Below are 7,941 nucleotides of genomic sequence, written 5' to 3'. Positions count from 1 at the left end.
TCAGCGAAATTTACGCCCCTGACGTGCATTTTACTGATCCGATGCATGACGTACACGGGCTGCAGGCCATGGAGGATTATTTCGGCGAACTCTACGCCAACATCGATGATCTGCAGTTCGAGTTCCATCAATGCCAGCAGGTCACCGAGGGACAGGGCCTGCTGCGATGGACCATGACCTATCGTCATCCACGTCTGGCTGGCGGCGGCCAGATCAGCGTGGACGGCTGCAGCTGCATCTTTTTCCGCGACGAACTCGTATACCGCCATATCGACTATTTCGACGCCGGCGCAATGCTCTATGAGCATGTACCACTGCTCGGCAGTGTCATTCGCTGGCTCAAAAGGAGACTCGCATGAGCGCGCCAAAACGTATCTGGTTGACTGGTGCCTCGAGTGGCATTGGTCGGTCAATAGCTGAGAAGCTGGCAGCAAAAGGCCATCTGCTGGCGCTCACTGCCCGCAGCAAGGAGCCGTTGCAGGAGATAGCTGAGCGCTTTCCCGGCCAGATTCTGGTACTGCCGGCAGACCTGACCGATGCGTCTGAGGTGGCAGTTGTCGGCCAGGCCATTTCAAAGCAATGGGGTGCACTTGATTGGGCGATTCTCAATGCCGGTACCTGTGAGTACGTGGATGTCGCAGAATTTGAAGCTGCGATGTTCGGACGGGTCATGCAAACCAATGTGCTGGGCACCGCCCATTGCATCGAGGCCGCATTGCCCCTGCTGCGCAATGGCGTTCAGCCTCGGCTGGTCGGCGTGGGTAGCAGCGTGACTTTCTGCCCGCTGCCACGAGCCGAAGCCTATGGCGCATCCAAGGCTGCCGTACGCTACCTGTTCCAGTCGCTGGAGCTGGACCTGGCGCTCTGGAATATCGGCGTCACTCTGGTCAGCCCGGGTTTCGTCGAGACGCCCCTGACCGAGAACAATGACTTCCCCATGCCGATGCAGGTGAGCAGTGAGAAAGCGGCTGATACGATCATTAGCGGCATCGAGAAGGGCAGGCGCGAAATCAGCTTTCCCGGTCCGTTCATTGCCGTACTCAAGCTGATCGGCTCCCTGCCCAATGCCCTGCGCTTCGCACTGACCAAGGGCATGGCGCGCGATGCCGCAAAAAGGAGCCAGTCCTGATGCGCATCGCCATAGTCGGTTCCGGCATTTCAGGCCTGGTCTGCGCCCATCTGCTGGCGCGCAAACATGAGGTGACAGTATTCGAGGCCGCCGACTGGATTGGCGGTCACACCCATACCGTCGACGTAGAGGTCGCGGGCCAGGGGTACGCGATCGATACCGGCTTCATCGTGTTCAACGACTGGACCTATCCCAACTTCATCAAGTTGCTGGATCAGTTGGGGGTGGGCTCGCGACCGACCGAAATGAGCTTTTCCGTCAATGAGCCCGCAACTGGCCTGGAATACAACGGTAACAACCTGAACAGCCTGTTTGCCCAGCGCCGGAACCTGATTTCACCGGCATTCCTGGGCATGGTCAGAGACATTCTGCGCTTCAACCGTCAGGCTGCGGCGGATCTGGACAATGGCGCGATAGATGCAGACATCACCCTCGGTGAGTATCTGCGCGCCAAGGGCTATGGCCAGCGCTTCACCGACCACTACATCATCCCGATGGGCGCCGCCATCTGGTCAATGCCGCTGGACGACATGCTGGCATTTCCGTTGCAGTTCTTCGTACGTTTCTTCCGCAACCACGGGCTTCTGTCGGTCAGTGACCGCCCCCAATGGCGCGTAGTCGAAGGCGGCTCGCGCTCCTACATAGCGCCGCTCATCGCAGCATTCAAGGATTCCATCCACCTCAACTGCCCGGTAAACAGCATCAGTCGTGATGAGGCAGGGGTAACCGTGGTCAGTCCAAGGGGCGAGGAATGCTTCGACAAGGTGATTCTCGCCTGTCACAGCGACCAGGCACTGCAGATGCTGGCGCAACCCAGCGAACAGGAGCAATCAATCCTCGGCGCGATCGGCTATGCCGACAACGATGTGGTGCTGCACACCGACACGCGCCTGCTACCGCGCCGCAAGCTGGCCTGGGCCAGCTGGAACTATCGCCTGGGCAATGATCCGCAGCAGCCGGCGGCGGTGACCTACAACATGAATATCCTGCAGGGCATAGAGTCGCCAACGACTTTCTGCGTGAGCCTGAACCAGACTGCCACAATCGATCCGGCTACGATTTTGCGCCGGTTCACCTATGCCCATCCGCAATTCAGCCTGGCCGCTGCCGCGGCACAGGGGCGCTGGAACGAACTGGCGGGCGCCAACCATACCTATTATTGCGGCGCCTACTGGGCCAACGGTTTTCATGAAGACGGCGTGGCCAGCGCCCTGCGTGTTACCTCCGCGCTCGGGGAGGAGCTCTGATGAGCCTCAATAGCGCCCTCTACAGCGGCGTGATCCGTCATCGCCGGCACGCCCCGCGCAAGCATGCCTTTCGCTATCGGATCAGCATGCTGTGGTTGGACCTGCAGGAGCAGTCACAGGTGTTCGCCCTGAGTGGACTCTGGTCGGGCCGCTGGTGGTCGCCGATGCATTTTCGCGAGCGCGACTATCTGCGCAGCCATCGTCGCCACGGTGAGTCGCTGGCCGACGCCGCGCGCCGCCTGGTGCAGGAACAGCTCGGCATGCAACTAGATGGTCCGGTGCGGATGCTGACCCAGGTACGCAGTTTCGGCCTGCTGTTCAACCCGGTGTCGTTCTACTACTGCCACGACGCGAACGAAGAGCTACGCGCGATTATTGCCGAGGTTTCCAATACGCCGTGGCGCGAGCGTTTCTGCTACGTGATGGGCACCGACCCACACCAGTCTGCACAGCAGTTCGAGCTGAGCAAGGCGTTTCATGTATCACCCTTCCTGCCACCCGAGCTGACCTATCGCATGCGCTTTACTCGGCCGGGTGAAACATTACTGGTGCATATGGAGGACTGGCAGGCTGACACCCGGTTATTCGATGCCACCCTGACCCTCAGCCGCCGCCCGCTTGATGCCGCCGTGCTGCGCAAGGAAGCACTTTCCTTCCCGTTCATGGTGAGCAAGACCGTGATGGGCATCTACTGGCAGGCATTGCGCCTGGCAATCAAACGCATTCCGTTTTTCGATCATCGCGCGCCACGGCACAACGCCGTGGGCACTACCGCCATTCAGGCAAAGGAGCATTCCGATGAAGTCCACCAGGCCTGATACTGCCGCCTGCTGTGATTCAGCCAGGTCCGATATCCACGAGAGGACCATGGCGCTGCTGGGCGACACACGCAATATCGACGCTGAAGACAAGACCAGGCGCAACTGGATGGTCCGGCTTAGCCGCAGCCTGGTGCTAAAACAGCTCGCCGCAATCAATCGGGGCACGATCACCGTGCACGACGGTGATGAGATCATGCAGTTCGGGCAACCCGATACCGACGGCCTGCATGCCGATATTCATGTACACAACCATGCCGCCTACCCGATGATTGCCTCCAACGGCAGCATCGGTTCAGGTGAGGCGTACATTCATGGTTTCTGGACCACCCCTGACCTGACCGCCGTGACCAAGATCTTCGTCCGCAATCTGGATGTGCTCGACGGCATGGAAAAGGGTCTGGCCCGTCTCGGCCGGCCGGCGCTCAAGATGTTGCAATGGTTCAATCGCAACACCCTTTCCGGCGCCCGGCGCAATATCCAGGCGCACTATGACCTGGGTAACGATCTGTTCGAGAACTTTCTTGATCCGACCATGATGTATTCCGCCGCCATATTCCCTCCGCAGAGTGAAAGCCTGGAACAGGCCCAGCTGCACAAGCTGGAACGCATCTGCCGCAAGCTGGAGCTGACCGCGGACGACCATCTGCTGGAAATCGGCACTGGCTGGGGCACCATGGCGATTTATGCAGCCCAGCATTATGGCTGCAAGGTCACCACCACCACGCTATCCCGGGAACAGCTGGCCTATGCCCGGGCCAGAGTGGAAGAACTGGGCTTGCAAGATCAGGTAACCCTGCTGCTGCAGGACTACCGTGAACTCAGTGGCAGCTACGACAAGCTGGTCTCGATCGAGATGGTCGAGGCGGTGGGCCATGAATACTTCCGGACCTATTTTGAAACCTGCGCGAAGCTGCTCAAACCCCACGGCATGATGCTACTGCAGGCGATCACCATCCGTGATCAGCGTTACGAGCAGGCCAGGGGCAGTATCGACTTCATCCAGCGGTATATCTTTCCCGGCGGCTCCCTGCCCTCGGTCAGCCTGATCGGTGAACTCACGCGCAAACATACCGACCTGTCTATGCTCCATCTGGAGGATATCGGGACCCATTACGCCCGCACCCTGCGTTACTGGCACGAGAATCTGAAAACGGCGCGCAGCCATCTCGAACAGCTCGGGTATGATGATTACTTTTTCCGCCTGTGGGAGTTTTACCTGTGTTATTGCGAAGGAGGTTTCATGGAAAGGTCAATCGGTACGGCGCAGATCCTGCTGACCAAGCCCGAAGCGCGACCCCAGCTGAACCTGTTCAGCCTCGGAGCATGAGATGCGGCTGAGTATGCCCATGACCAAAATGGTCGCCAACGCAGTACTGTTCCAGATCGGCTGGTTCGCCTGCGTTCTGGGCGGGACCGGACCCTGGCTGCTGGTACCGGCAGCCGTGCTATGCATTTATTTTTTCTGGATCAGTTCCTGGGCTGCCGAGGGCAAACTGATGGTGACCGTGGTGCTCGCAGGCGCGGCAATCGATTCGTTTCTGATGCAGGTCGGTGTGTTCGAGTTCCCCGGGGAGTCCAAGCTGGTGCCTCTGTGGCTGGCAGCATTGTGGGCGATGCTGGCTACTACCCTGAACCATTGTCTGGCGTGGACCGCACGGCCAATCTGGCTGGCAAGCCTGCTCGGCGCGATTTCAGGTCCGCTTTCCTACTTCGCCGGGGCCGCGATAGCTGAGGTTGAATTGCCGCTCGAGCAGGGCATGACTCTGGTGATTCTGGCCGCGACCTGGGCCATCGTTTTCCCGCTGCTGCATGGGTTCGCCCATATTTACCGCCAACAGTGGCTGGTCAGGCAGATGGCCCAGAAGAACTGAGCCATCGAATCCCGTCGGGGCGTGGCTAGATTGCCATGCGGTAGTAAAGAGCGACCTTGTTGATACCCTGATTCGGATCCTTGATGCCCGCGTTTGAATAGTGGTAGGCACGGATACCTGCCTGCGACCCGGAGTTGAAACGCAATCCTGCGCCGATCACGTCTTCAAACTGGAATGCCGAACCCAGATCCCGATCAGCTTTCTCGAACTCGGTCTCGGAGAACAGTGCGGCGCCTATGCCCGCTTCGAGAAACGGAATGGGGCCAGCGCCCTGTCCGAATTGCAGCTGGAACACCGGCATGATCGACACAGAGGTAATATCATCGCCATCCCAGCGCGTCAGCCCTGCGTCCCAGTAGCCCTCAATGCGGACATTTCCCGAATCGCTCTGCCACAGCGATCGTCCGAAATCGAACTGCATCCCCAATCGATAGACCATCTCCGACTCGGAGGTTTGCCCTACTTCGGCAGTCAAACCCTTCCCGGCAAACGCTGGTTGCAAGGCCACTAAGCCCAGCACCGCCGAGCCAATCCAAAGACTGCTTTTTTTCATTTTTCATTCCTGAATAGTTATTTCTGGTTACTTTGTGGAAAGACCACAAAAGTGCTCAGAATGCTGTCCAACATTTCTTTGTCCACTCAGAACGGCAACAGTTCCACTTCCCCCTGCGCATTCCAGAGCACTGGCAGCACCCGGCGCAACGCCTGCGGGTCGCCACTGGACCAGAACCGGCAGGCCTGCGCCGGTCCGGCGGCCGTCATTGCCGAACCGATCAGGCGCTGCTGCAATTGCCTGGCTACCGCCGCGCCGGTGTCGATCAGCGTCACATCAGGCGGCAGCACAGACTGCAGCATCGGCCGTATGAACGGATAATGCGTGCAGCCGAGAATCAGCGTATCGCAGCCGGCAATCAGCAGCGGCTCAGTATAGCGCTGCAACAGGGTACGCATGCGCGCGCTTTCGAGCTCACCCTGCTCGATATATTCGACCAGACCCGGGCACGGCTGGGTTATTACTGTGACCGAGCCGGCGAAACGGTCCAGCAGTGCAGCGAACCTCGCACTTTGCAGTGTTCCGGTGGTTGCCAGCACACCAACCACGCCACTGCGCGTGGCCTGGGCTGCGGGCTTGACCGCCGGCTCCATGCCAATTATTGGCAAAGCGTAGAGCTCGCGCAGATCGGCCACCGCTGCGGCCGTGGCGGTATTGCAGGCAACAACCAGCGCCTTGGCGCCCTGGCCAACGAGAAACCGCGCAATGGCACGACTGCGCTCGCGAATCTGTTCGGGGCTCTTTTCGCCATAGGGCACGTGACCACTGTCGGCTACATACAGGAGCGATTCATCCGGCAACGCCTGGCGTATTTCCCGCAGCACCGAGAGCCCGCCCACCCCCGAATCAAAGACTCCAATCGACGCGTTATTCATCGCCTACTCCGCTGCCGGACCGCAACAGCTGCAACCCGGGTCGCGACGCACGCGCATTTCCCGGAACCGGCTGGTCAGTGCCTCCACCAGCAGCAGGCGTCCGACCAGCGGCTCGCCAAAGCCGGCCAGAAGCTTTAGCGCCTCAAGCGCTTGCAGGCTGCCGATAATCCCCACCAGCGGTCCAAGCACCCCCGCCTCGCTGCAACTCAGGGCAGTCTCCTCGCCGCTGCCGTACAGGCACTGATAACAGGGACTGTCCTCGCGGCGCGAATCGAATACGCTGAGCTGACCTTCCAGACGAATCGCCGCCCCCGACACCAGAGGCCGGCGCAGAGCGACACATGCTGCATTGACCGCCTGGCGGGTGGCAAAGTTGTCGCAGCAGTCCACCACCAGATCGACATCCGCTACCGCGTCTGCAAGGTTCTGACCAGCAAGTGCCTGCTCCAGAAGAAGCGTTTCGACGTCTGGATTGAGCGCCTTGATACCATTGGCTGCCGACTGCACCTTGGGCAACCCGACATCGGCCGCCTGGTGAATGATCTGCCTCTGCAGATTCGTCAGATCCACTTCATCGTGGTCCGCCAGGACCAGGGTTCCCACACCGGCCGCAGCGAGATACAGCGCCACCGGCGCGCCCAGACCACCCAGACCGACGATCAGTACCCGGCTTTCGAGCAGGCGCTGCTGACCGTCGATATCGATTTGCGGCAACAATATCTGCCGGCTGTAGCGCAGCAACTGCTGATCATCCATGCCACTGTCCTCCGCTCACGCGTTGCTGGCCGGCCAGATCCGCCCAGGAGCGAACATGGGCAAACCCCCTCTCACGAAGCAGCGCGGCCACCGCATCGGCCTGCTCCCAGCCATGTTCCAGTAGCAGCCAGCCGTCACCGCGCAGGTATCCGGGGGCCCGCTGCACGATGTGTCGGATCGCGTCCAGCCCGTCAGCGCCACTGACCAGCGCACTGGCCGGCTCATAGCGTACGTCGCCGCGCTGCAGATGCGGATCGTCGATGCCGATGTACGGCGGGTTCGAAACAATCAGGTCAAAGGGGGTGCGATCGAGCGCGGCAAACCAGTCGCTTGTTACCAACCGGACATTCTCGCGGCCAAGACGCTTGCGGTTATTCTCGGCCAGCGCAACCGCAGCCGGGACCACATCCGTTGCGGTGATTTGCCACTTCGGACGCTCGCCGGCCAGCGCCAGCGCCACCGCACCGGTACCGGTACCCAGATCCAGTACCCGGGCAGCGCCGCGCGGGCCAAGCTCCAGCGCCAGCTCGACCAGGCGTTCGGTGTCAGGCCGGGGAATCAGTGTGGCGTCGCTGACCTGCAGATCAATACTCCAGAAACCCTGCTCGCCCAACAGATACGCTATCGGTTCACCGCCGCGACGCCGGTCGAGCAACCGGTTAAACGCGTCGATTCGCGTGGCCTCCAGC

General features: G+C 60.4%; 10 protein-coding genes. 6 read left to right on the top strand and 4 right to left on the bottom strand.

All coding sequences use genetic code 11. The features are described from left to right. The 6 genes from ABYA88_RS14110 to ABYA88_RS14085 form a co-directional block, all read left to right on the top strand. On the top strand, nucleotides 1-359 hold a 359-nt coding region (locus tag ABYA88_RS14110; protein WP_373188031.1), incomplete at its 5' end, for a nuclear transport factor 2 family protein. Further along, nucleotides 356-1,129 (top strand): SDR family NAD(P)-dependent oxidoreductase, encoded by a 774-nt coding sequence (locus ABYA88_RS14105; protein WP_373188030.1) that lies wholly within the window; start codon nucleotides 356-358, stop codon nucleotides 1,127-1,129. The genes ABYA88_RS14110 and ABYA88_RS14105, both read left to right, overlap by 4 nt. Then, nucleotides 1,129-2,376, top strand: coding sequence for an NAD(P)/FAD-dependent oxidoreductase (locus ABYA88_RS14100; protein WP_373188029.1), 1,248 nt, complete (start codon nucleotides 1,129-1,131; stop codon nucleotides 2,374-2,376). Before ABYA88_RS14105 ends, ABYA88_RS14100 begins: the two co-directional genes overlap by 1 nt. Next, nucleotides 2,376-3,194, top strand: coding sequence for a DUF1365 domain-containing protein (locus tag ABYA88_RS14095; RefSeq protein WP_373188028.1), 819 nt, complete (start codon nucleotides 2,376-2,378; stop codon nucleotides 3,192-3,194). Before ABYA88_RS14100 ends, ABYA88_RS14095 begins: the two co-directional genes overlap by 1 nt. Nucleotides 3,195-3,303: 109 nt before the next feature. Then, nucleotides 3,304-4,524 carry a class I SAM-dependent methyltransferase gene (locus tag ABYA88_RS14090; protein ID WP_373188032.1) on the top strand — a complete coding sequence of 407 codons (1,221 nt, stop codon included), beginning with the start codon at nucleotides 3,304-3,306 and terminating at the stop codon, nucleotides 4,522-4,524. Nucleotides 4,525-4,543: 19 nt separating this feature from the next. Then, nucleotides 4,544-5,068, top strand: coding sequence for a DUF2878 domain-containing protein (locus ABYA88_RS14085; RefSeq protein ID WP_373188027.1), 525 nt, complete (start codon nucleotides 4,544-4,546; stop codon nucleotides 5,066-5,068). Nucleotides 5,069-5,093: 25 nt separating this feature from the next. Here the strand turns inward: ABYA88_RS14085 and ABYA88_RS14080 are convergent, their stop codons facing one another. The 4 genes from ABYA88_RS14080 to prmC all read right to left on the bottom strand — a co-directional run. Then, entirely contained in the window at nucleotides 5,094-5,621 is a 528-nt protein-coding gene (locus tag ABYA88_RS14080; RefSeq protein WP_373188026.1) for an acyloxyacyl hydrolase, read from the bottom strand. An 86-nt stretch (nucleotides 5,622-5,707) separates the two neighbouring features. Continuing rightward, complete coding sequence (gene murI / locus ABYA88_RS14075) at nucleotides 5,708-6,496, bottom strand: glutamate racemase (RefSeq protein ID WP_373188025.1); 789 nt, start codon at nucleotides 6,494-6,496, stop codon at nucleotides 5,708-5,710. Between the two features lie 3 nt (nucleotides 6,497-6,499). Then, on the bottom strand, nucleotides 6,500-7,252 hold the full coding sequence (locus ABYA88_RS14070; protein WP_373188024.1) for a molybdopterin-synthase adenylyltransferase MoeB: 753 nt from the start codon (nucleotides 7,250-7,252) through the stop codon (nucleotides 6,500-6,502). After that, nucleotides 7,245-7,941 (bottom strand): peptide chain release factor N(5)-glutamine methyltransferase (gene prmC / locus ABYA88_RS14065; RefSeq protein ID WP_373188023.1); only part of this gene is annotated, 697 nt, incomplete at its 5' end. The genes prmC and ABYA88_RS14070, both read right to left, overlap by 8 nt.

It is taken from the genome of Halopseudomonas sp. (assembly GCF_041579695.1).
GTDB lineage: Bacteria > Pseudomonadota > Gammaproteobacteria > Pseudomonadales > Pseudomonadaceae > Halopseudomonas.
This window is presented reverse-complemented; position numbering and strand designations above follow the sequence as displayed.

What these genes read in the sequence shown, in the direction of transcription:
- murI (WP_373188025.1), bottom strand. Translation starts at nt 6,496, where the DNA reads ATGAATAACGCGTCGATTGGAGTCTTTGATTCGGGGGTGGGCGGGCTC.
- ABYA88_RS14095 (WP_373188028.1), top strand. Translation starts at nt 2,376, where the DNA reads ATGAGCCTCAATAGCGCCCTCTACAGCGGCGTGATCCGTCATCGCCGG.
- ABYA88_RS14100 (WP_373188029.1), top strand. Translation starts at nt 1,129, where the DNA reads ATGCGCATCGCCATAGTCGGTTCCGGCATTTCAGGCCTGGTCTGCGCC.
- ABYA88_RS14105 (WP_373188030.1), top strand. Translation starts at nt 356, where the DNA reads ATGAGCGCGCCAAAACGTATCTGGTTGACTGGTGCCTCGAGTGGCATT.
- ABYA88_RS14090 (WP_373188032.1), top strand. Translation starts at nt 3,304, where the DNA reads ATGGTCCGGCTTAGCCGCAGCCTGGTGCTAAAACAGCTCGCCGCAATC.
- ABYA88_RS14085 (WP_373188027.1), top strand. Translation starts at nt 4,544, where the DNA reads ATGACCAAAATGGTCGCCAACGCAGTACTGTTCCAGATCGGCTGGTTC.
- ABYA88_RS14070 (WP_373188024.1), bottom strand. Translation starts at nt 7,252, where the DNA reads ATGGATGATCAGCAGTTGCTGCGCTACAGCCGGCAGATATTGTTGCCG.
- ABYA88_RS14080 (WP_373188026.1), bottom strand. Translation starts at nt 5,621, where the DNA reads ATGAAAAAAAGCAGTCTTTGGATTGGCTCGGCGGTGCTGGGCTTAGTG.